This window comes from Photobacterium sp. R1, assembly GCF_054600795.1.
This window is the reverse complement of record NZ_BAAHZP010000525.1, coordinates 1-273: the sequence shown is the minus strand read 5'-3', so window position 1 is coordinate 273 and position 273 is coordinate 1. Positions and strand designations below refer to the sequence as shown.

1 pseudogene is annotated in these 273 nt (G+C 55.3%); it reads right to left on the bottom strand.

What is annotated here, in order from left to right:
• Window positions 1-273 (bottom strand): annotated as a pseudogene (locus ACYP03_RS26125) (hypothetical protein); the annotation flags it as partial.

Here is a 273-nt window from a genome sequence, read left to right as displayed (position 1 = left end):
CGCGCTTTCCAGAGTTCCTCTCCGTCACTGTGGTCGTATGCCCGCAGGTAGTTATCGACCGCTGCCGACATAAAGACAACCCCGCCTTTAGTAATCACCGGGCCGCCGATACCCTGTACCCCCATTTTCACAGGCAACGGCAAAGGGGTCAGATCCTGAATAGTTCCGTTCTTATGCTGATAAATCACTTTCCCCTGATTTAAATCCGCACCTGCGACATAGCCCCAGGGCGGTTGCTGGCAGGGGATACCCAACGGCGAAAGGAACGGCTTC